General features: G+C 73.5%; 14 protein-coding genes. 7 read left to right on the forward strand and 7 right to left on the reverse strand.

Annotated features, from left to right (window positions below; all coding sequences use genetic code 11):
- Nucleotides 1-4: 4 nt before the first annotated feature.
- Entirely contained in the window at nt 5-460 is a 456-nt protein-coding gene (gene mce / locus ACI79D_RS11500) for a methylmalonyl-CoA epimerase (RefSeq protein ID WP_456918539.1), read from the reverse strand.
- Between the two features lie 184 nt (nt 461-644).
- Between mce and ACI79D_RS11505 the strand changes: the two genes are divergently transcribed.
- From ACI79D_RS11505 to ACI79D_RS11525, 5 genes are all read left to right on the forward strand, one after another.
- Nucleotides 645-1835 carry an acetyl-CoA C-acetyltransferase gene (locus ACI79D_RS11505; RefSeq protein ID WP_456918540.1) on the forward strand — a complete coding sequence of 397 codons (1191 nt, stop codon included), beginning with the start codon at nt 645-647 and terminating at the stop codon, nt 1833-1835.
- Nucleotides 1836-1915: 80 nt separating this feature from the next.
- Nucleotides 1916-2860 (forward strand): methylmalonyl Co-A mutase-associated GTPase MeaB, encoded by a 945-nt coding sequence (gene meaB, locus ACI79D_RS11510; RefSeq protein ID WP_456918541.1) that lies wholly within the window; start codon nt 1916-1918, stop codon nt 2858-2860.
- A 23-nt stretch (nt 2861-2883) separates the two neighbouring features.
- Complete coding sequence (locus ACI79D_RS11515; protein ID WP_456918542.1) at nt 2884-4362, forward strand: phytoene desaturase family protein; 1479 nt, start codon at nt 2884-2886, stop codon at nt 4360-4362.
- A gap of 392 nt (nt 4363-4754) precedes the next feature.
- On the forward strand, nt 4755-5279 hold the full coding sequence (locus tag ACI79D_RS11520) for a MarR family winged helix-turn-helix transcriptional regulator (RefSeq protein ID WP_456918543.1): 525 nt from the start codon (nt 4755-4757) through the stop codon (nt 5277-5279).
- A 46-nt stretch (nt 5280-5325) separates the two neighbouring features.
- Nucleotides 5326-6291, forward strand: a complete 966-nt coding sequence (locus tag ACI79D_RS11525; RefSeq protein ID WP_456918544.1) for a tetratricopeptide repeat protein — start codon at nt 5326-5328, stop codon at nt 6289-6291.
- A gap of 57 nt (nt 6292-6348) precedes the next feature.
- Here ACI79D_RS11525 and ACI79D_RS11530 read toward each other — a convergent pair whose 3' ends face one another.
- From ACI79D_RS11530 to ACI79D_RS11550, 5 genes are all read right to left on the reverse strand, one after another.
- Nucleotides 6349-7758, reverse strand: coding sequence for a neutral zinc metallopeptidase (locus ACI79D_RS11530; RefSeq protein WP_456918545.1), 1410 nt, complete (start codon nt 7756-7758; stop codon nt 6349-6351).
- Between the two features lie 143 nt (nt 7759-7901).
- Entirely contained in the window at nt 7902-10787 is a 2886-nt protein-coding gene (gene glgB, locus ACI79D_RS11535; RefSeq protein ID WP_456918546.1) for a 1,4-alpha-glucan branching protein GlgB, read from the reverse strand.
- 103 nt (nt 10788-10890) lie between these two features.
- Complete coding sequence (locus ACI79D_RS11540) at nt 10891-12261, reverse strand: maltokinase N-terminal cap-like domain-containing protein (protein WP_456918547.1); 1371 nt, start codon at nt 12259-12261, stop codon at nt 10891-10893.
- Nucleotides 12258-14126 (reverse strand): maltose alpha-D-glucosyltransferase, encoded by a 1869-nt coding sequence (treS, locus tag ACI79D_RS11545; protein WP_456918548.1) that lies wholly within the window; start codon nt 14124-14126, stop codon nt 12258-12260. Before treS ends, ACI79D_RS11540 begins: the two co-directional genes overlap by 4 nt.
- Before the next feature lie 142 nt (nt 14127-14268).
- On the reverse strand, nt 14269-16302 hold the full coding sequence (locus tag ACI79D_RS11550) for an alpha-1,4-glucan--maltose-1-phosphate maltosyltransferase (protein ID WP_456918549.1): 2034 nt from the start codon (nt 16300-16302) through the stop codon (nt 14269-14271).
- Between the two features lie 133 nt (nt 16303-16435).
- On the opposite strand from ACI79D_RS11550, the gene glgP reads away from it, so the two are divergent.
- Both glgP and ACI79D_RS11560 read left to right on the forward strand, forming a co-directional pair.
- The gene (gene glgP / locus ACI79D_RS11555) at nt 16436-18985 is read left to right on the forward strand and encodes an alpha-glucan family phosphorylase (RefSeq protein WP_456918550.1); all 2550 of its coding nucleotides are present in this window, start codon (nt 16436-16438) and stop codon (nt 18983-18985) included.
- A 148-nt stretch (nt 18986-19133) separates the two neighbouring features.
- Nucleotides 19134-20135 (forward strand): FHA domain-containing protein, encoded by a 1002-nt coding sequence (locus ACI79D_RS11560; protein ID WP_456918551.1) that lies wholly within the window; start codon nt 19134-19136, stop codon nt 20133-20135.
- Nucleotides 20136-20310: 175 nt separating this feature from the next.
- On the opposite strand, the gene glgX is transcribed toward ACI79D_RS11560, so the two are convergent.
- The gene (gene glgX / locus ACI79D_RS11565; RefSeq protein WP_456918552.1) at nt 20311-22449 is read right to left on the reverse strand and encodes a glycogen debranching protein GlgX; all 2139 of its coding nucleotides are present in this window, start codon (nt 22447-22449) and stop codon (nt 20311-20313) included.
- Nucleotides 22450-22459 lie beyond the last annotated feature (10 nt).

A 22459-nucleotide genomic window follows, 5' to 3' on the forward strand; every position in this document is an offset into this window, starting at 1 on the left:
GGGTTCAGTGACCGCCCGCGGCGGGCTGGACGAGCTCGACGAGGACCCCGCCGGCGTCCTTGGGGTGCACGAAGTTGACCCGGCTGTCGGCGGTCCCGCGCTTGGGGGTGTCGTAGAGCAGGCGCAGGCCGCGCTCGCGCAGCGTCGCGCTGACGGCCTCGACGTCGTCCACCCGGAAGGCCAGCTGCTGCAGGCCGGGGCCGGACCGGCCGATGAACTTGGCGATCGTCGACTCCGGGGTGAGCGGCGCCAGGAGCTGGATGCGGGTGTCGCCGCCCCCGACGGCCAGCATCGCCTCGCGCACGCCCTGCTCCTCGTTGACCTCCTCGTGCACCGACTGCACACCGAAGGCCTGGGCGTAGAAGGCGATCGCCTCGTCGAGGTCCGGGACGGCGATCCCCACGTGGTCGATGGTGGTGAACAGCCCGGCGGGCAGGCCGGTGCGGTCGGCGGCGGTCATTGACGGATCCTCCCGGACAGACGTCTGAGACGACAGTTCCATGTGACGGGAGTCACATGCTCTCGCGACACGGTCTCCGGCGGTGCGCGCGGGCCTATCCTGGGCGGCAGCCCGAGGCCGCGGCACCCCGCGGCCAGCTCGAACCCCGGCCGCCCGCGGAGGCGGCCCGGCACTGGAGGCCTCCATGACCCGATCGGTCATCGTCAGCGGCGCGCGGACCCCGATGGGCCGGCTGCTGGGCTCACTCAAGGACTTCTCCGGGGCCGACCTCGGCGGGATCGCGATCAAGGCCGCCCTGGAGCGGGCCGGGATCTCCGGCGACCAGGTCGACTACGTGATCATGGGTCAGGTGCTGCAGGCCGGGGCGGGGCAGAACCCGGCCCGTCCCGCGGCGGTGGCCGGTGGCATCCCGATGTCGGTGCCGTCGTTCACGCTGAACAAGGTGTGCCTGTCCGGCATCGACGCGATCGCCCTGGCCGACCAGCTGATCCGGGCCGGCGAGTTCGACGTCGTCGTGGCCGGCGGCATGGAGTCGATGACCCAGGCGCCGCACCTGCTGGCCAACTCCCGCACCGGGGTCAAGTACGGCGACACCAAGCTGATCGACTCGATGGCCCACGACGGCCTCTCCGACACCTTCGACCAGGTCGCCATGGGCGAGCTGACCGAGCAGGCCAACGCCCGCTACGGGCTGACCCGCGAGGAGCAGGACGCGTTCGCCGCGGCCAGCCACCAGAAGGCCGCCGCCGCGCAGAAGAACGGCCTGTTCGACGACGAGATCACCCCGGTGCTGATCCCGCAGCGCAAGGGTGACCCGATCGAGTTCCGCGAGGACGAGGGCATCCGCCCCGACACCACCGCCGACAGCCTGGGCAGGCTCAAGCCGGCCTTCGCCAAGGACGGTACGATCACCGCCGGGTCGGCCTCGCAGATCTCCGACGGCGCCTGCGCGGTCGTGGTCATGTCCGCGGAGAAGGCCGCCGAGCTGGGCCTGACCCCGCTGGCGGAGATCGGCGCGCACGGCGTCGTCGCCGGCCCCGACGCCACGCTGCAGAGCCAGCCGTCGGCGGCGATCGCCAAGGCCTGCGCCCGCGAGGGCATCGACCCGGCCGATCTGGACCTGATCGAGATCAACGAGGCCTTCGCCGCCGTCGGCATCGCCTCGACCCGGGAGCTGGGCGTCGACCCCGAGAAGGTCAACGTCAACGGCGGCGCGATCGCTCTGGGCCACCCGATCGGCATGAGCGGTGCCCGGATCACCCTGCACCTGGCCCTCGAGCTCGGCCGCCGCGGCGGCGGCGTGGGCGCGGCCGCCCTGTGCGGCGGCGGCGGCCAGGGCGACGCGCTCATCCTGCGCGTGCCCGCCCGGGCGTGACGGACGCGCCCGAGACGACCCCCGTCCCACCGCCCGGCCCCGCCTCCCCCCAGGGGAGGCGGGGCCGGCGTGCTGTCGACGTGCCGGAGCTGGTGGCCGGGGCGCGGGACGGCGACGCCCGGTCGGTGGCACGGCTGATCTCGCTGGTCGAGGACGGCGGCCCGCTGGTGCGCGAGGTCGCCGCGGCCCTGGCGCCGTACGGCGGCTCGGCCCAGGTGATCGGCCTGACCGGGCCGCCCGGGGTCGGCAAGTCGACGACGACGGCCGCGCTGGTCGCGGCCCACCGGCGGGCGGGCAGGCGGGTCGGGGTCCTCGCGGTCGACCCGTCGTCCCCCTTCTCCGGGGGCGCCCTGCTCGGCGACCGGGTCCGCATGCAGTCGCACGCGCAGGACGCCGGCGTCTACATCCGGTCCATGGCCACCCGTGGGCACCTGGGCGGGCTGGCGTGGGCCACCCCGCAGGCGCTGCGGGTGCTCGACGCCGCCGGGTGCGACGTCGTGCTCGTCGAGACCGTGGGGGTCGGGCAGTCGGAGCTCGACGTCGCCGCGCTGGCCGACACCACCCTGGTGCTCCTCGCCCCGGGCGCGGGGGACGCGGTCCAGGCGGCCAAGGCCGGGGTCCTCGAGGTCGCCGACGTGTTCGTCGTCAACAAGGCCGACCGGGACGGCGCCGACCAGACGGTGCGGGACCTGCGGGCCGTGCTGGCCCTGAGCCGGCACGACGCCGCCGGTGCGTGGCGGCCGCCGATCTGCCGGACCGTGGCCGTGCGGGAGTCCGACAACGGCGTCGACGCGCTGCTGGCCGCCGTCGAGGAGCACCGGACGTGGCTGGCGACCTCGGGCGAGGGCCACCGGCGTCGCGTCGGGCGGGCGGCGCGGGAGATCGAGGCGGTCGCGCTGACCGGCCTGCGAGAGCGGATGGCGGCGGTGCGCGGGTCGGCAGCCCTCGGCGTCCTGGCCGAGCGGGTGCTCGCGGGGGAGACCGATCCGTACCGGGCCGCGGACGAGCTGACCGCGCGGCTCTGACCTGCCGCGGGCACGATGGCGGGGTGAACGGGAAGCCGGACGCCGTCGTCGTCGGAGCAGGGCCGAACGGGCTGGCCGCCGCCCTCCGGCTGGCCGCCGCCGGCCTGCGGGTGCAGGTCGTGGAGCAGGCCCAGCGGCCCGGCGGTGGCATGCGCACCGAGGAGCTGATCAAGCCCGGCTACCGCCACGACGTCTGCTCGACGGTGCAGCCCATGGCCGCGGCGTCCCCCTTCTTCCGCGAGTTCGACCCGGTCAGCCGCGGTGTGCGGCTGCTGCACCCGGAGGTCTGCTTCGCCCACCCGCTCGACGGCGGCCGGGCCGCACTGTCGTTCCGCTCGCTCGAGGAGACCGCCGCGCGGCTGGGGACCGAGGACGGCCGGTCCTACCGGGGGCTGATGGGCCCGCTCGTCGACCACGGCGACGACGTCATCGACTTCTTCCTCGCCAGCCAGCTGCGCCGGCTGCCCACGCACAGCGTCGGGGCGATCACCAAGTTCGGGCTCAACGCGCTGCCCAACGTCCGGTGGCTGGCCCGCCGGTACTTCGACACCGACGAGGGGCAGGCGCTCATCGCCGGCGCTGCCGCGCACGGCATGCTCGACCTCTCCCGGCCGCTGACCGCGGGCCTGGGCATGGTGCTCGGCATGCTGGCCCACCACGTCGGCTGGCCGCTGATCGAGGGCGGGTCGCAGAGCCTGGCCGACGCCATGGTCACCGCGCTCGAGCAGCAGGGCGGCGAGATGGTGACCGGCCACCTGGTCACCGACCTGCGCGAGTTCGACGGCGTTCCGGCCGTGCTGCTGGACACCACGCCCGGCGCCTTCGTGGCGATGGCCGGCGACCGGGTGCACCCCGGCTACCGGAAGTGGGTGGCCCGGTACAAGCACGGGCCGGGGGTGTTCAAGGTCGACTGGATCCTGTCCGAGCCGGTGCCGTGGACGAACCCCGACGTGCGGCGGGCCGGGACCATCCACATCGCCGGCACCCTTGCCGAGACGATGGCGGGGGAAGCCGCGCCGGCGGCCGGCCGGCCCAGCGAGCACCCCTACGTGCTCGCCGTCCAGCCGACCGTGGTGGACCCGACCCGCGCCCCCGACGGCGGGCACGTGTTCTGGGCCTACGTGCACGTGCCGCACGGGTCCGACGTCGACATGACCGAGGCGATCGAGGCGCAGGTGGAGCGATTCGCCCCCGGCTTCCGCGACACGATCGTCGACCGGGCGACGAAGGACGCCGTCCAGATGGAGGAGTGGAACCCCAACCACGTCGGCGGGGACATCTCCAACGGCGAGGCCTCGCTGCCGCAGATGCTGGCCCGGCCGGTGCCGCGGTGGAACACCTACAAGACGCCGATCCCGGGGACCTACCTGGCCTCGGCCGCGACCCCGCCCGGTCCCGCGGTGCACGGCATGTGCGGGGACAACGCTGCCCGGGTGGCGCTCAAGGAGGTCTTCGGCGTGCGGCACGTGCCGCCGCTGCGCCCCGCCCCGCCCGCCGTCTGACCGGGGACGGCGGCACCGAGCGACGAGTGGCGAGCGGTCGTGGTCGCCTGACAGGCGGAGCCACGACCGCTCGCCACTCGGCCGAGCCCTGTGGACGACCTGGCCCGAGCACCGGCTGGCCGTCTAGTACGACGGGCTCTGGCACGCCGAACCGGGCCAGTTCGCGCCGACCGGCGCCGGCTCAACCGGCTCAACCGGCTCACCGCCGCAGGCTGGCGGGTCGTCTTCGTGACGGCGGAGGACCTGCGCCGGCCCGGGCAGTTGGTTGCCCGGATCACCGCCGCGTCGGCCGGATGACGCCGAGTGGCGAGTCGTCGTGGCTCCACTCAGCGAGTGGGGACGACTGCTCGCCACTCGGGAGCTCCTGTGGGCGGCCCGGTAGCGTCGCGGGCATGGTCCGACCGCTGGGGTTGCCCTTCGATCCCATCCAGCGCGCCGGGGAGACGTGGGAGCAGCGCTTCGGCCCGGCCGCGACGATGCGCGCCGCCACGTCGGTGTTCCGGGTGCAGCAGATCCTGCTCGCCCGCTTCGACGAGGCGCTGCGGCCGCACGGGCTGACCTTCGCGCGCTACGAGGTGCTGGTGCTGCTCACCTTCAGCCGCACCGGAGAGCTCCCGCTCAAGGTGATCGGCAGCCGGCTGATGGTCCACCCGACCAGCGTCACGAACGCGATCGACCGGCTGGTGTCGGCCGGCTACGTCGACCGCCGTCCCAACCCCGCCGACGGTCGCGGCGTGCTGGCCGGCATCACCGACCGCGGCCGGGCCGTCGTGGACGAGGCCACCGCGGCCCTCACCGCCCTCGACTTCGGGCTCGGTGACCTGCCCGAGGCCGAGCTCGACACGCTGTTCGACATCCTCAAGCGGGTCCGGCTCGGCGCCGGCGACGTCGCGGACGTCGAACCCGCCGTCCCCTGAGGCCGGGGGCCGACACCCCGCGCAGGTCGGTGGGATGATCGAGGTCATGCAGCCTTCCCGCCCCGGACGTCCCGACCCCCGCGCGCAGGCGCAGCAGGCGCAGTTGGCCGCCTCCCTCGCCGGCGCGGTCGACCTCGCCGCGGTCAAGGCCCGCTCCGAGGCGGCGGCCCGCGCGCAGGCCGCCCCGCCGCCGAGCGCCACCGCCCCGGCCGGAGCCCCCGGCGCGGCCGTCGTCGACGTCACCGAGGCGACCTTCCAGACCGAGGTGCTCGACCGCTCCTTCCAGGTCCCGGTCGTGCTGGACCTGTGGGCCGAGTGGTGCGGGCCGTGCAAGCAGCTCTCACCGGTGCTCGAGCGGCTGGCCGCCGAGGGGGGCGGGTCCTGGGTGCTGGCCAAGGTCGACGTGGACGCCAACCCCGCGCTGGCCCAGGGCCTGCGGGTGCAGGGCATCCCCGCGGTCAAGGCCGTCTGGCAGGGCCAGCTGGTCGCGGAGTTCACCGGCGCCATCCCCGAGGAGCAGGCCCGCGAGTTCGTCACCGAGCTGGTCCGCGCGACCACCGGCGGCGCCGTCCCGGGGGCCGGTCCCGAGGGCGCGGAGGCGGACGACCCGCGGCTGGACGCCGCCGAGGCCGCCCTGGAGCGCGGCGACCTGGCCGCCGCCGAGGCCGCCTACCAGGCGATCGTCGACGCCGAGCCCGACCACCCGGTCGCGGGTCTCGCGCTGCGCCAGGTGCAGCTGTTCCGCCGCGCCGACGAGGCCGGGCCCGACGCGTTGGCCGCCGCCGACGCCGCGCCCGACGACGTCACCGCGCAGACCCGGGCCGCGGACTTCCTGCTCGGCACCGGCGATGTCGAGGGCGCCTTCGGCCGGCTGCTCGACGTCGTCCGCCGGACCGCCGGCGAGGACCGGGACCAGGCGCGCAAGCACCTGGTGGAGCTCTTCGGCATCGTCGGCGACCAGGACCCCCGCGTCGCCGACGCCCGCCGGCAGCTCACCCTCGCCCTCTACTAGCAGGATCCCCCGTGCCCGCACTGCGGGACCCCGCACAGGGGCCGAGGGACCCGGGCCTCACACCCCGACGTCGCAGGCCCGGGCGCCCTCGATGAACCCGTTCCGGAACAGGTCGACCAGCTGGAAACCGGAGACGTCGAGGTCGCCCAGGACCTGCGGGTCGTTGCCGTACTCGAGCAGGAACTGCACGCTCTCGTCGAGGTCGCCCGGGGAGATGACGACGTCGGTCAGCTCGCCGTTGTAGACCTGCGCGCTGTACCAGCCGGCCAGGCAGACCGCCGACCGCAACGCCTCCTCGCCCTCCGCCGGCAGCCCCAGCTGGTCGCGGGCGGCCAGGCCGTAGGGGATCGCCACGGCCGTGGGGACGGCGTAGTCGCCCAGCTCCTCGTAGGCCGGCCCGGTGAGGTCCTGCTCGTCGTAGCCGACCACCCCGCCGTCGGTGCCCGCGTTCCCGGGCGGGCAGTACACGAGGTCGACGTCGGCGGCGGCGCAGGAGGGCGCCGAGCCGTCGAAGGCCTGCAGCTCGGGGGCGGTGAACTGCTCGTCGAACACCTCGGTGGCGGCGCGCTCCCAGAACTCCGGCAGCGAGCTCTCCAGGATCGAGACGATGGTGGGGTAGGGCGCGTTGCCGCCCGAGGCGAAGTCCTGGTCGCTGGTGAACTCGCCCTGCGTGAAGACGCGGTCGGGGCCGAACCGGTCGCGGCAGGCGGTCGGCCCGTCGTCGAACCCCTCCTGGAAGGCCGCCACCCGGTCGAAGTACGAGCCGTGCGCCTGCTCCTCACCCTGGCCGGTCCCGACCGGGTCGCGCAGCAGCAGGTAGCCGCGCAGCAGCTCGTCGAGCTCGGGCGCCCGGATCCGGGAGTGCGCGGCCTCGCCCCCGGCCACCCACGCGGTCCAGGCGCCGGCGAAGCAGTCGGCCTGCGTCTCGGTCGCGATGGAGGCCCGGGGGTACCCCACCCGCGCCTGGACGGCGTGCCCGAACTCGTGGGCCATCACCAGGGCGGGGATGAAGCGCCCGTAGCCGTCGGCGAGCTCGCCCAGGAAGGAGCGGTCGTAGGTGATCGAGTCCGAGTTCGGGGTGTTCGGCGCCTGGCAGTAGAAGGCGTTGTCCTCGACCTCGCGCGGGTCCGCACCGCAGCCGACGCCCTGCGGGTACGCCGCCGGGTCGACGTCGTCGGGGTCGACGCTGAAGTAGCCCCCGGTCAGGGGCTCGAACCGGGTGCCGAACACGTCGGGGAACTGGTCGGCCCAGAAGTCCTCGAGGTCGGCGAGGGCGTTGCGCGCCAGCAGGTCGATCGGCCCGTCGGTGGCGCCGATGACGCCCACCTCGCCCGGGTCGACGTCGTCCGGCAGGGGCTGGGCCGCGGACGGCCGGCCCAGCACCACCACCGAGCAGCCGGACAGGACGAGGAGCGCAGCCGCGGCGAGCAGGGCCAGGGCCGCCCGGGGCGATCGGAGGACAGGCATGGTCCCGGCATCGTCCCATCGCGGCGGCCCCAGCGCAGGGCTCCTGCCGACGGAGGCAGCGGGTCGGACGCCGGGGTCGCGGGCGGCGCCGCCCGGCAGCTCCCCGCGCTCGCGGGGCGCGGGGAGCTGCGGCGGACCGCCCGTCAGCCCTCGTGCAGGAACCAGACGGTGCCCAGCGGCGGGGCCGACACCGTCGCCGAGTACGGCTGCCCGTGCCACGGGTCCTCGACCGCCTCGACGCCGCCCATGTTGCCGATGCCCGAGCCGCCGTAGCCCTCGGCGTCGGTGTTGACCACCTCGCGCCAGTACCCGGGGCGGGGCAGCCCGATCCGGTACCCGTGGTGCGGGACGCCGGAGAAGTTCACCACGCAGGCCAGGGCCTGGCCGGTGCCGCTGCCGGTGTCCGGGCTGCCGTAGCGCAGGAAGGACAGCACGTTGTTCGCCGAGTCGTTGGCGTCGATCCACTGGAAACCGGCGGGGTCGACGTCCTGGGACCACAGCGCCGGCAGCTCCCGGTACCGCGCGTTGAGGTCGGTGACCAGCGACAGCACGCCGCGGTGCGCGGGGTCGTCGAGGTGCCACCAGTCCAGCGAGCGGCTCTCGGCCCACTCGGAGTCCTGCGCGAACTCCGAGCCCATGAACAGCAGCTGCTTGCCCGGGTGCGCCCACATGTAGGCCAGGTAGGCGCGCAGGTTGGCCAGCTGCTGCCACCGGTCGCCGGGCATCTTCCGCAGCAGCGAGCCCTTGCCGTACACGACCTCGTCGTGGCTGATCGGCAGCACGTAGTTCTCGGAGTAGGCGTAGATCATCGAGAACGTCAGCTGGCCGTGGTGGTAGCTGCGGTGCACCGGCTGCTTGGTCATGTAGCCCAGCGAGTCGTGCATCCAGCCCATGTTCCACTTGAACCCGAAGCCCAGGCCGCCGAGGTGGGTGGGCCGGGTGACGCCGGGCCAGGCGGTCGACTCCTCGGCGATGGTGACCACGCCGGGGACCTCCCGGTAGACCGTCGCGTTGGTCTCCTGCAGGAACGCGACCGCCTCCAGGTTTTCCCGGCCGCCGTGCACGTTGGGCACCCACTCGGTGCGGGAGTAGTCCAGGTAGAGCATCGAGGCCACCGCGTCCACGCGCAGGCCGTCGACGTGGAACTCCTTGCACCAGAACAGGGCGTTGGCGACGAGGAAGTTGCGCACCTCGGAGCGGCCGAAGTCGAAGACGTAGGTGCCCCAGTCCTGCTGCTCACCCCGCCGCGGGTCGCCGTGCTCGTACAGCGGCGTGCCGTCGAAGCGCGCCAGCGCCCAGTCGTCCTTGGGGAAGTGCGCCGGGACCCAGTCGACGATGACCCCGATGCCGGCCTGGTGGGCCCGGTCGACGAAGTAGCGGAAGTCGTCGGGGCTGCCGTACCGCGACGTGGGGGCGTAGTAGGAGGTCACCTGGTAGCCCCACGAGCCGCCGAAGGGGTGCTCGGCGACCGGCATGAGCTCGATGTGGGTGAAGCCGGCGGAGACCACGTAGTCGACGAGCTCGTCGGCGAGCTCCCGGTAGGACAGGCCCTGCCGCCAGGAGCCGGCGTGCACCTCGTAGATGCTCATCGGCCGCTCGTGCCAGTTGGCCCGGGCCCGGTCGGCGAGCCACTCCTCGTCGTTCCACTCGTGCGTGGACTCGGTGACGACCGAGGCGTTGAGCGGCGGCACCTCGGTGGCGAAGGCCAGCGGGTCGGACTTGTGCCGCCAGACGCCGTCCCGGCCGAGCACGTGGTAGCGGTAGCGGGTGCCGACCGCGACGCCGGGGATGAAGATCTCCCACACCCCGGAGGAGCCCAGCGACCGCAGCGGGTAGGCGCGGGCCTCCCAGTAGTCGAAGTCCCCGGTGACCCGCACGCCCTGAGCGTTGGGCGCCCAGACCGCGAACGAGACGCCCTGCACCTGCCCGCGGGGGGTGTCGTAGCGGCGGACGTGCGCGCCGAGCACCTCCCACAGCCGCTCGTGCCGGCCCTCGCGGATGAGGTGCTGGTCGAGCTCGCCGACCGTGGGCAGCCAGCGGTAGGGGTCGTCGACGACGAAGGTGTTGCTGCCGCCCTCGCCGTCGGAGTAGGTGACGTCGATCCGGTAGTCCCCGGGCTGCTTGGGCAGGGTCGCCTCGAAGATGCCGCCGGGGTGGATCTGGTGGGCGTCGTAGCGGGCGCCGTCCTCGTCGACGACCTCGACCGACACGGCGTCGGGCCGCAGCGTGCGGACCACCCACTCGCTCCCGGACGGGTGGGCGCCCAGCACGCTGTGCGGGGCGTAGGACCACCCGTCCACGATGGCCCGCAGTTGCTCCTCGCTCACCTGCTGCACCGACGGCTGCCCGCCCTCGCCGATCGTGGTGCCCTCGGCGACCACGTCGGCCAGCGAGGCCTCGGCGCTGGTGACCTCGCCGGCGGGAGTGGAGGCCGGCGCGCCCGTCCCGTCGGGGACCGGACCGGGAACGGCGCTGCCGGCTGCGCCCGTGCCGTGCGCGTTCGCGGTGTCGCCGTCGTCCGGCGCCTGCGGCGTGCTGGGCTCGTCGGGGGAGGGGCTGGGCGGCTCGGGCTGGGGAGCGGGCGCGCCGGTGGGGTCGCCCGGCTCGGCGATCGGCGCGGGCGCCACCACCGGTGTCGCGGTGCCGCCCTGCGCGGCCACGACGTCGGCCTGCGCCGCCTTCTTGCGCGGGGCTCGCTTGGTCGCCTTCTTCGCCGGGGCGGCCGCGCCGTCCTCGGTCGCGGCGGCGTCGCCGACCGCTGCCGCCGCGGTCTTCTTCGCCGCGGTCTTGGCCGCCGTCTTCTTGGCGGCCGGGGCCTTCTTCGCCGCGGGCGCCGTCTTGGCCGCGGCCCGCTTGCGGGCCGGCGCGTTCACCACCGGCTCGGTCTCGGCGGCCTCGGCCTGCGCGGTCTTCTCCTCGACGGCGGCCTGCAACTCGTCCTTGGTGGCGGGGGGCCGCGCGCCGGAGTCGATGGTCGGCTCGGTGGCGCCGGTCGCCTGGTCCTCGGTCGTCCCGTCAGGGGATGTCATCGCGTCGCCGTCCTCTTCGGTGCCGGTTGCGTCGGTGGTCGTGGCCCCTCTGCAGGGTCCCGCCGCGAGCCTGCGAGCGGTGGGGGGCAGAGGGGTCCTTTCGCTAGCCCGCGGCGGTGAGCCGGGACAGCGACTGCAGCGGGATCATCAGCCAGTGCGGGCGGTTGCGCGCCTCGTAGACGCACTCGTAGACGGCCTTGTCCGCCTCGAGGGCCCGCAGCAGAGGGGAGTCGCCGCAGGGGTCCAGGCCGCTCGCCGCCGAGTACCCGGCGCAGAACGCGCTTCGGTTGCGCTCTGCCCACTCCTGCGCACGGTATGCGCGCTGGGGGTCCCCGGGTTGCTCGACGAGCATGTGACGTGCGGCGTAGTCGAAGCTGCGCAGCATCCCCGCGACGTCGCGCATCGGGCTGTCGAGCTCGCGGCGGGCCGCCAGCGGCCGGGCCGGCTCGCCCTCGAAGTCGAGCACGATCCACCCGGTGGCGGTGCGCAGCACCTGGCCGAGGTGCAGGTCGCCGTGCACCCGCTGCCGGACGACGGGTTCGACGGCGCCCGCGACGGCGGCGTACACCGCGCGCAGCCCCTCGGCGTGCTCGCTCAGTTGCGGGACGACGGCGATGGCCGCCTCCAGGCGCGCGGTCATCTGCTCGGCGACGGTGGCGAACCAGGCCGGGTCGGCCGGCTCGGTCGGCAGCACCTTGGCCAGGTCGGCGTGCACCGAGGCGGTCGCTGCGCCGAGCCGCTCGCTGTCGGCGGCGAAGTCCCCGCCCACCTCGTCGGCGTGCAGGTCGCCCTCGGAGAACAGGTCCCGCACGCTGGCGGTGGCCAGCCGCCACCCGTCGCTGGCGTTGGGCACGAACGTCTGCAGCATCGCGACCGTGGCCGGCTCGGCCGACGGGTCGGGGTCGTCGATCTCGATGTGCCCCAGCAGCGGCGCGATGTGCGGGTTCTGCGTCTTGCGCAGCGCGTCGTGGATCTCGACGTCCGGGTTGAGCCCGGGCTCCAGCCGGCGGAACAGCTTGAAGATCGCCTCCTGGCCGTAGACCAGCGACGTGTTGCTCTGCTCGGTGGAGAGGATGTCGCCGGGCAGGCCCTCGGGGATGTAGGCGACCCCCGCCGGGTGGAAGTGCATCGGCCCGATGGTCGAGGCGTTGACCAGGTGGATCAGCCACGGCGTGGTGGCCTCCCGGTCGCGCATGGCGTCGTAGGCGTAGTTCTCCCGGTCCTTGCCGGGCACCGCGCCGACGAACGCCGAGCTGAGCTCCTCGGCCGGGTGCTGCCGCCAGGACAGCGGGACGAGGTAGGTCTCGACGGCGCCGTCGGTGTAGGTGACCCGCACCCGGTGCACCGACAGGACCGGGTCGGCCTGGTCGAGGAGGAACCCCTCCTCGGAGACCTCGGCCCACTCCCGGCCCTTGCCGCCGAACCATCGCTGGTGCGGCATCCAGTCGCGGAGCAGGTCGGTCAGCGCGCTCATCGGGGTCCTCCGGGGCTCGGGGGCACGTCGTCGCCGGTGCGGGTGTCGCTGTCGCCGGGGATCTGCTCCGCGGCGGTGACCACGCCGCCGGCCAGCAGGTCCTCCGCCACGGTGCTCGAGGCGGTGCTCTCCCAGTCCTCCGCCTCCTCGGGCGCCGGCTCGACCGGACGGGCCAGCTCGAACCAGTAGAAGCCGTGCCCGGCGAGGGTGAGCATGTAGGGCAGGACGCCGATCTGCGGGAACTCCACCCGGCCGGTGAGCTCCACGGGGGTGAAGCCCTCGAACTGGCGCAGGTCCAGCTCCACCGGCTGCGGGAAGCGGGACAGGTTGTTCACGCAGAGCACGATGTCGTCGCCGAACCGGCGGACGAACGACAGCACCGTCGGGTTGCGCGAGCCGACCTCCTCGTAGCTGCCGAGGCCGAAGGTCGGGTGCTCCTTGCGGACCCGGATCATCTGCCGGATCCAGTGCAGCATCGAGTTGGTGTTGCGCAGCTGGGACTCGACGTTGGTGACCTGGTAGCCGTACACCGGGTCCTGGTTGAGCGGCAGGTACATCCGCTGCGGGTCGGCGGTGGAGAAGCCGCCGTTGCGGTCCGGCGTCCACTGCATCGGGGTGCGGACGCCGTCGCGGTCACCGAGCCAGATGTTGTCGCCCATGGCGATCTCGTCGCCGTAGTAGAGGACCGGCGAGCCCGGCAGGGACAGCAGCAGCGCGTTGAACAGCTCGAGGGTGTCCATGTCGTTGTCCAGCAGCGGCGCCAGCCGGCGGCGGATGCCGATGTTGGCCTTCATGCGGGGGTCCTTGGCGTACTCCGCCCACATGTAGTCGCGCTCCTCGTCGGTGACCATCTCGAGGGTCAGCTCGTCGTGGTTGCGCAGGAAGATGCCCCACTGGCAGTTCTCCGGGATGTCCGGCGTCTGGGCCATGATCTCCGAGATCGGGAAGCGCTGCTCTCGCCGGACCCCCATGAACAAGCGCGGCATGACCGGGAAGTGGAAGGCCATCTGGCACTCGTCGCCGTTCTCGCCGAAGTACTCGACGACGTCGGCGGGCCACTGGTTGGCCTCGCAGAGCAGCACCCGGTCGGGGTAGTCGACGTCGACCACCTTGCGGACCTGCTTGAGGAACTCGTGGGTCCTCGGCAGGTTCTCGCAGTTGGTGCCCTCCTCCTCGAACAGGTAGGGGACGGCGTCGAGCCGGAAGCCGTCGATGCCCAGGTCCAGCCAGAACCGCAGGGCGTCGACGATCGCCTCCTGCACCCGCGGGTTCTCGAAGTTGAGGTCGGGCTGGTGGGAGAAGAACCGGTGCCAGAAGTACTGCTTGCGGACCGGGTCGAAGGTCCAGTTGGAGCTCTCGGTGTCGACGAAGATGATCCGCGCGTCGGCGTAACCGGTGTCGTCGTCGGACCACACGTAGAAGTCGCCGTACGGCCCGTCGGGGTCGCTGCGGCTGGCCTGGAACCAGGGGTGCTGGTCCGAGGTGTGGTTCATGACGAAGTCGATGATCACGCGGATGCCGCGGGCGTGGGCGGCGGCGAGGAACTCCTTGAAGTCCTCGATGTCGCCGAACTCGGGCAGGACGGCGGTGTAGTCGCTGACGTCGTACCCGCCGTCGCGCAGCGGCGAGGCGAAGAACGGGGGCAGCCACAGGCAGTCGACGCCGAGCCACTGCAGGTAGTCCAGCTTGTCCATCATGCCGCGCAGGTCGCCGACGCCGTCGGCGTTGCTGTCGGCGAAGCCGCGGACGAGCACCTCGTAGAAGACGGCGCGCTTGTACCACTCGGGGTCGGTGCCGGGTGCCGGCAGCGCCGACGTGGTGGCCTCGGGGCGCTCGTCGGGGAGGCCAGGGACGGGAACGGTCATCGCGGGGGATCGCCCTCGATCTCGTGCGTGGGTGGATGGGTCGCGGCCCGCCGGCAGGGGCCCGCCGCGAGCCGGCGAGTGGGTGAGGACCTCGTCCTACCCATCCTCAGCCGGCTCAGGCGGGGCCCGGGGCGGGGCCTCATCAGGACACCGGCGGCGGGACCTGCACGTGCCGGTGGTGGGTGATCGAGAAGACGTGCGCCGGCTCGCGGTGCGGGTCGAGCTCGACGTAGTTGAACTGGCCCCAGTCGTACGTGGCGCCGGTCAGCTCGTCGGTCACGGTGAACCGCTCGTGCCAGTCCAGGCCGAGGACCGGCAGGTCCAGGGCCGTCGTCCCGATCTGGGTGTTGTGGCTGTCCAGCGCCACGACCACCAGGACGGCGTCCTGAGAGCCGGGGTCGGTCTTGGTGAAGCAGATCAGGTTCGGGTTGTCGACGGCGTGGAACCGCAGCGTGCGCAGCTGCTGCAGGGCCGGGTGGGCGCGGCGGATCTCGTTGAGCCGGCGCAGGTAGGGCGCGAGGCTGCGCCCGGAGGCCTCGGCGCCGGCGTAGTCCCGGGGCCGGAGCACGTACTTCTCGCTGTCGAGGTACTCCTCGCTGCCCGGGCGGACGGCGACGTGCTCGAACAGCTCGTACCCGGAGTAGACGCCCCAGGTCGGGCTCATCATCGCGGCGAGCACGGCGCGGATCTTGAACATCGGCGGGCCGCCGTACTGCAGCGACGCGTGCAGGATGTCCGGGGTGTTCACGAAGAAGTTCGGCCGCATGTAGTGGCAGTTGGCGGCCAGCTCGCGGCCGTAGTCCTCGATCTCCCCGCGCTCGGTGCGCCAGGTGAAGTACGTGTAGGACTGCGTGAACCCCAGCCGGGCCAGCTGGTGCATCATCGCCGGCCGGGTGAACGCCTCGGCCAGGAAGAGGACGTCGGGGTCGGTCTCCTTGATCGTCCAGATCAGCCAGTGCCAGAAGTTCAGCGGCTTGGTGTGCGGGTTGTCGACCCGGAAGACCCGCACCCCGGCGTCCATCCAGACGCGCACGACCCGCAGCACCTCGGCGTAGATGCCCTCGGGGTCGTTGTCGAAGTTGACCGGGTAGATGTCCTGGTACTTCTTCGGCGGGTTCTCCGCGTAGGCGATGGTGCCGTCGGGCTTGGTGGTGAACCACTCCGGGTGGCTGCGCACCCAGGGGTGGTCCGGTGCCGCCTGCAGCGCCAGGTCGAGGGCGACCTCCATGCCCAGCTCGCCGGTGCGCCGGACGAAGTCCCGGAAGTCGTCCATCGTGCCCAGCGCCGGGTGGACGGCGTCGTGCCCGCCCTCGGCGCTGCCGATGGCCCACGGGGAGCCGACGTCGTCCGGGCCCACCTCGTTCGGGTTCCCGCCGGGGAACAGCGGGGTGTTCGGGCCCTTGCGGTTGACCGTGCCGATCGGGTGGATCGGCGGCAGGTAGACGACGTCGAAGCCCATCTCGGCGACCGCCGGCAGCCGGTCGGCGGCGGTGGCGAACGTGCCGTGGGTGGGCCGGTCCCCGACGACCGGGCCGGTGGAGCGGGGGAAGAACTCGTACCAGGAGCCGAACAGCGCCCGCTGCCGGTCCACCCACACCTCGTACCGGGGCCCCTGGGTGACCAGTTCCCGGACCGGGTGCTCGTACAGGTACTCCTGCACGGCGTGGGCCAGCGCGGGGCCGACCCGCGCTGGGACGTCGAGCGAGGTGTCCCGCAGCGCGGCCGTGGCGTCGGTCAGCCGCTGCTTCCACTCGCCGTCGGCCTCGGCGGTCACCCGCTCCAGCAGCCGGGCGCCCTCCTCGAGGTCGTTGGCGAGCTCCTCGGCTCCCTGGCCGGCGGCGATCTTCACCTCGACCGCGTGGTGCCAGGTGGCCAGCGGGTCGCTCCACGCCTCGACCCGGAACGACCACCGCCCCTCCCGGTCGGGGACGACGGTGGTGATCCAGCGGTCGGGCTCCGGCCCGAACCGGACCATCCGCTGCAGCGGCTGCACGTCGCCGTCCGCGCCCGGTGGCGTCCAGACGACGTTGGCCGCGACGGCGTCGTGGCCCTCGCGGAAGACGGTGGCGGTGATCGGCAGGTGCTCACCGACCACGGCGCGGGCCGAGAAGGACCCGCACGACACGACGGGGGCGACATCGGTGATGCCGAGACGGAGGTCAGCGCGGCCAGTCATCCCGGCCACGCTATCGATCTCCGCGCGAGGGGGCACGTCGACCGCGGAGCGCCCCTCGGGCCCGGCTCGCCTCCGCCGGGTGACCTCCCGGCGGCACCGGGTGCCGAGGGCGTGACCTGGTTAGTCTCGGGCGGTGCGCGCTCTCCGCCGGTTCACCGTCCGGGCCTCGCTCCCCGAGGAGCTGATGCCGCTCTCCCAGCTGGTGACCAACCTGCGCTGGTCCTGGCACCCCGAGACCCGCGACCTGTTCGAGGCCCTCGACCCGCACCTGTGGCAGACCTGCAAGGGAGACCCGGTCAAGGTACTCGGCGAGGTCTCCGCCGAGCGGCTGGCCACGCTCGCCCGGGACCGCCGGTTCCTGCGCCGGCTCCAGGACGTCGTCGACGACCTGGAGGACTACCTGTCGGCGCCGCACTGGTACCAGACGCTGGGCGCCGGCGCCCCGGCCTCCATCGCCTACTTCTCCGCGGAGTTCGGCATCACCGAGGTGCTGCCGCAGTACTCCGGCGGCCTGGGGATCCTCGCCGGCGACCACCTCAAGGCCGCCTCCGACCTCGGGGTCCCGCTCATCGGCCTCGGTCTGCTGTACCGGGCCGGGTACTTCGAGCAGTCGCTGTCGCCCGACGGCTGGCAGCTGGAGCACTATCCGTCGCTGGACCCGCACGGCCTGCCGGTGAAGCTGCTGCGCCAGCCCGACGGGTCGGCGGTGGTCATCACCGTGCCGCTGCCCGAGGGGCGCACGCTGCACGCGCACGTCTGGCGGGCCCAGGTCGGCCGCGTCTCGCTGCTGCTGCTCGACAGCGACATCGAGGAGAACACGCCGTCGGAGCGGGTGGTCACCGACCGCCTCTACGGCGGTGACGAGGACCACCGGCTGCGCCAGGAGATGCTGCTGGGCATCGGCGGTGTGCGGGCGCTGCGCGCCTACTGCCAGCTCACCGGCACCCCGGCGCCGGAGGTCTTCCACGCCAACGAGGGCCACGCCGGGTTCCAGGGTGTCGAGCGCATCCGCGAGCTCACCGAGTCGCACGGGCTGTCGTTCACCGAGGCGCTGCAGGCGGTGCGCGCCGGCACGGTGTTCACCACGCACACGCCCGTGCCGGCCGGGATCGACCGCTTCCCGCGGGCGCTGATCGAGCGCTACTTCGCCGGCTTCGGCGTCCCCCTGGACCAGCTGATCCCGCTGGGCGCCGAGCAGGACCCGAGCAAGTTCAACATGGCCCACATGGGCCTGCGGCTGGGCCAGCGGGCCAACGGCGTCAGCCGGCTGCACGGGCACGTCAGCCGCTCGATGTTCCGCGACCTGTGGCCGGGCTTCGACGAGGACGACGTCCCGATCAGCTCGATCACCAACGGGGTGCACGCCCCGACCTGGACCGCGCGCGAGCTGGTCGAGCTGGGCACGCAGACGAGCACCCAGGGCGACCCGGTCGAGGTCGAGGGGTCGGTCCACTTCGACGGCGTCGACCGCATCCCGGCCGGCGACCTGTGGAGCACCCGGCGGCTGCTGCGCGGCCGGCTGGTCGACGAGGTGCGCCGCCGGCTGCGGGCGACCGCGCTGTCCCGCGGCGCCGCGGAGTCGGAGGTGGGCTGGACCGACACCGCCTTCGACCCCGACGTCCTCACCATCGGCTTCGCCCGCCGGGTGCCCTCCTACAAGCGGCTCACGCTCATGCTCCGCGACCCGGAGCGGCTCAGGGCGCTGCTGCTCGACGAGCAGCGGCCGATCCAGCTGGTCATCGCCGGCAAGAGCCACCCGGCCGACGACGGCGGCAAGCAGCTGATCCAGCAGATGGTGAAGTTCGCCGACGACCCGGCCATCCGGCACCGGATCGCCTTCCTCCCCGGCTACGACATCGGCATGGCCCGCTACCTCTACTGGGGCTGCGACGTGTGGCTGAACAACCCGCTGCGCCCACTGGAGGCCTGCGGCACCTCCGGCATGAAGGCCGCGCTCAACGGCGGCCTGAACCTCTCCATCCGCGACGGCTGGTGGGACGAGTGGTTCGACGGGCAGAACGGCTGGGCGATCCCCACCGCCGACGGCGTCGTCGACCACGACCGGCGCGACGAGATCGAGGCGCGGGCCATCTACGACCTGCTCAGCACGCAGGTGCTGCCGCGCTTCTACGAGACCGACCGCGACGGCGTCCCCACCCGCTGGGTGGAGATGGTGCGGCACACCCTCCGCGAGACCGGGCCCAAGGTGCTGGCGACCCGCATGGTGCGCGACTACGTCCAGCAGCTCTACGTGCCGGCGGCCGGCTCCGCCCGCGGGATGGCCGAGTCCGGCTACGGCGTGGCCCGCGAGCAGGCGAGCTGGCGGGCGCACGTGCAGGAGAACTGGGGCACGGTGCGGGTCGCCCACGTCGAGGCGACCGGCGCCGGCGACACCCCTGAGATCGGGTCGACGCTGGCGCTGCGGGCGGAGGTGGAGCTGCCCGGCCTCACGCCCGCGGACGTGGAGGTGCAGGCGGCCTACGGCCGGGTCGACGACTCCGACGGGCTGCACGAGGTCACGACGCTGCCGATGAAGCACGAGACCACCGAGGGCACCCGGCACTGGTTCACCGCCACGCTGCCGCTGGAGCGCACCGGCGCCTTCGGCTACACGGTGCGGGTGCTGCCCGCCTCCGGTCACCTGGCCGACCCGGCCGAGCTCGGGCTGGTCGCGACCGCCTGAGCGCGGACCCAGCAGGGGGCCGCGTCCCGGGGGCGACTCCGGGCACAGCCGTCACGCCGGTCGCACCGGTCCCGGGGGCATCGTGCCCGTCCGGCGTGGCGGCGTTCCCGGTCCGCCCGCGCGTGCCTGAGGTCATTAGGCTTGCGCCATGCCCGACCGCTGTGAAGTCCTGCCCGGAGACTCCGTCGTCGCCCGACGGGGAGGCGGTCTGCTCTGGGTCGACGCACCGGGGGCACCGGCCCTCGTCGCCGCGCTGCACGCCTGCCTGGGGGTCTCCGGCCCCGGCGCCGAGCGGGTGCTCGGTGCGGTGGCGAGCCAGGTGGCCGCGCTGGGCGGAGGGTCGGCGTCCTTCGCCCTGGTCCTGGTCGACACCGCCGTCGGCGGCACCGGCACGGGCGTGGCGCTGTACTCCGGCAAGGGCCAGCCGGCCGTGGACGGCGTCCCGGTGTCGGGCTCCTCGGTCGACGGCTGCACCCTGGCCAGCGGCTTCCACCTCGGCTCCACCCTCTACGTCGGCCCCGGCCAGCCGGTCCCGTCGATGCCACCGGGCGTGGCCTACGACCTCGTCGAGGGCACCGTGCCCGGCTCCGGCGCGATGCTGCAGCTGGCCGCGGTCGCCCACCCCTCGACGGCCGCCGTCCCGCAGTCGAGCCCCTCGATGTTCTCCGCCGGCTCCGACTCCGGGTTCGGCAGCAGCGCGTCCTCCGGCTCCGCCGCGTCCTCCGGTTTCGGTGCCACCGCGGCCCCCGCGCGGCAGGACGACGAGGGCGGCGAGGCGACCGCCTTCTGGAAGCCCGAGCCCGCCGCGGCGCCGATCCTGCGCTTCGACGACGGCCTGGTCGTGACCGTCGACGAGGACCTCGTCCTCGGCCGCCGGCCCGACAACCACGAGCTGGTGACCGCCGGGTCGGCCCGGCCGGTGCCGATCGCCGACACGCAGAACGTGCTCTCCTCGGCGCACGCCGCGATCCAGCGCAGCGGCCGCGAGGTGTCGCTGGTCGACCTCGGCTCGCTCAACGGCACCCACGTCGCCGGCCCCGAGGCCACCGAGTGGACCCAGCTGGAGCCCGGCGTCGCCCACCCGCTGTCCGACGGCGACCGCCTGCTCCTGGGCTGGACGGTCATCACCTTCGAGCAGCAGCCCGACTGAGGAAGGCCCCCTGTGGGGGCCGGTCGAGAGCCCCTGGTCTGCGCGGACCGGGGGCTCTCGTGCGTCCGACCCCGGACGTCACCATCGCCGGGGTTGCTCGTGCAGTGCGGGCCCTGCAGGACCGGCACTGCACGAGGAACGCCCGCAACGGCGGGCGCCGCAGCGTCGAGCCGCGTCAGGGGCGGCGCAGCACCCGCAGCAGCCACACGGTGCGCGGCGGCATCTCCAGCGGCCCGGGGGCGACCACGGCCGGCCGCGGCGGCGCCCCGGTCGGGTACTCCGTCGAGACGACGAACTCGTAGCCGTCGGCCCACGGCGGGCCGGGCAGGTGCACGGTCACCGGGTCCGGGCCCGCGTGCAGCTGCACCAGGTAGGAGGCGTCCTGCACCGGGCGGCCGCGCTGGTCGCGGTGGCGGATGCCGCGACCGTCGAGGTACATGCCGATCGTCTGCAGCCCGACGTCGAACCAGTCCGCGGTGCTCAGCTGGTGCCCGGCGGGGTGGAACCACGCGAGGTCGCGGGTGCCGCCGGTGCCCGGGATCTCGTGGCCCTCGAAGAACGCCTCCTGGCGCAGCACGGGGGAGGACCGCCGCAGCGCCACCAGCCGGGAGACGAAGGCGAGCAGGTCCTCGTCGACGGACTTCCAGTCGATCCAGGAGACCTCGTTGTCCTGGCAGTAGGCGTTGTTGTTGCCCTCCTGCGTCCGGCCGATCTCGTCTCCGGCGGTCAGCATCGGCACGCCGGTCGACAGCAGCAGGGTGGTCAGGTGGTTGCGCACCTGCCGGGCCCGCAGCGCGGTGACCTCCGGGTCGTCGGTGGGGCCCTCCACGCCGCAGTTCCAGTTGCGGTTGTGGCTCTCGCCGTCCCGGTTGTCCTCGCCGTTGGCCTCGTTGCGCTTGCGCTGGTAGGTGACCAGGTCGGCAAGGGTGAAGCCGTCGTGCGCGGTGACGAAGTTGATGCTGGCGAAGGGCCGCCGCCCGTCGGAGCGGTACAGGTCCGAGGAGCCGGTCAGCCGGTAGGCGAGGTCGCGGACGCCGACGTGCGCCCCGGACCACACGTCCCGGACGGTGTCGCGGTACTTGCCGTTCCACTCGGTCCACAGCGGCGGGAAGTTGCCCACCTGGTAGCCGCCCTCGCCGACGTCCCACGGCTCGGCGATCAGCTTCACCTGGCTGACCACCGGGTCCTGGTGGACGACGTCGAAGAAGGCCGACAGCCGGTCGACGTCGTGCATCGAGCGGGCCAGCGCCGCGGCGAGGTCGAACCGGAAGCCGTCGACGTGCATCTCGGTGACCCAGTAGCGCAGCGAGTCCATCAGCAGCGCCAGCACCGGGGGACGGCGGACGTCGAGGGTGTTGCCGCAGCCGGTGTAGTCCGTGTAGCGGGACGGGTCGCCGCCGTCGAGCCGGTAGTAGCCGCCGTTGTCGATCCCCTTGAACGACAGTGTCGGCCCGGTGTGGTCGCCCTCGGCGGTGTGGTTGTAGACCACGTCGAGGATGACCTCGATGCCCGCGGCGTGCAGCGTCTTGACCATCGCCTTGAACTCGGTGACCTGCTGGCCGGCGGTGCCCGAGGAGCTGTAGGCCGCGTGCGGGGCGAAGTACCCGAGGGTGTTGTAGCCCCAGTAGTTGGTCAGGCCGCGGCGCAGCAGGTGCGGTTCGCTGACGAAGTGGTGCACCGGCAGCAGCTCGACCGCGGTGACCCCGAGGGCCTGCAGGTGCTCGGTGAACGCGGGGTGGGCCAGGCCCGCGTACGTGCCGCGCAGCGCGGGCGGCACCTGGGGACAGCTCATGGTCGCGCCCTTGACGTGCACCTCGTAGATCACCGTGTCCGCCCACGGGGTGCCCGGCCGCCGGTCGCCGTCCCACGGGAACGGGTCGTGCACCACCACGCCGCGGGGCACGTGCGGAGCGGAGTCGTGGGGGTCGGGCAGGGCGGTGTCGAACGCGGCGTCGGTGTAGCCGAACAGCGCCGGGTGCAGGGTCAGGTCGCCGTCCACGGCCCGGGCGTAGGGGTCCAGCAGCAGCTTGGCCGGGTTGTGGCGCAGCCCCGAGCCGGGGTCGTAGCCGCCGTGCACCCGGTAGCCGTAGCGCTGGCCCGGGCCGATCCCGGGCAGCCGCGCGTGCCACACCTGGTGGGTGGTCTCCTGCAGCCGGTGGCGGTGCTCGGCGCCGTCGTCGTCGAACAGGCACAGGTCGACCGCCTGCGCGCCGGCCGACCACAGGGCGAAGTTGGTGCCGGTCCCGTCCCAGGCGGCGCCCAGGGGGCTGGGGGAGCCGGGCCAGACCTCGAGTTCGTCCGGGCTGCTGCGCACGGGGTCGATC

The sequence above is a fragment of the Geodermatophilus sp. SYSU D00708 genome, assembly GCF_054050115.1.